Annotated in this window: 3 tRNA genes; all 3 read left to right on the top strand. The window is 53.4% G+C overall.

The features are described from left to right. The first annotated feature begins 77 nt into the window (after nt 1-77). A tRNA-Ser gene (locus tag HFD99_RS24955) sits at nt 78-169 on the top strand. A gap of 17 nt (nt 170-186) precedes the next feature. Continuing rightward, nucleotides 187-258: transfer RNA gene (locus HFD99_RS24950), tRNA-Glu, on the top strand. A gap of 9 nt (nt 259-267) precedes the next feature. Then, nucleotides 268-343: transfer RNA gene (locus HFD99_RS24945), tRNA-Val, on the top strand. Nucleotides 344-440 lie beyond the last annotated feature (97 nt).

Raw genomic sequence — 440 nt, 5'->3', positions numbered from 1 at the left:
CCTGATAGCTCAGTTGGTAGAGCACTCGACTGTTAATCGAGTTGTCACAGGTTCGAGTCCTGTTCGGGGAGCCATATGGAGAGGTGTCCGAGTTGGCCGAAGGAGCACGATTGGAAATCGTGTAGGCGCCAAAAGCGTCTCGAGGGTTCGAATCCCTCTCTCTCCGCCAGAATTATTCTATAGCATGGCCCGTTGGTCAAGGGGTTAAGACACCTCCCTTTCACGGAGGTAACAGGGGTTCGAATCCCCTACGGGTCATAGTAGTATGGAGGCTTAGCTCAGCTGGGAGAGCATCTGCCTTACAAGCAGAGGGTCGGGGGTTCGATCCCCTCAGCCTCCACCATTAATAGTATTAAGAAATATCTTTGATGTCGCGGGGTGGAGCAGTTCGGTAGCTCGTCGGGCTCATAACCCGAAGGTCGTAGGTTCAAATCCTGCCC

The organism is Paenibacillus sp. EKM301P, from assembly GCF_011800295.1.
Classification (GTDB): domain Bacteria; phylum Bacillota; class Bacilli; order Paenibacillales; family Paenibacillaceae; genus Paenibacillus; species Paenibacillus polymyxa.
The sequence above is the reverse complement of the archived record's forward strand: the minus strand, read 5'-3'. Positions and strand labels throughout refer to the sequence as shown.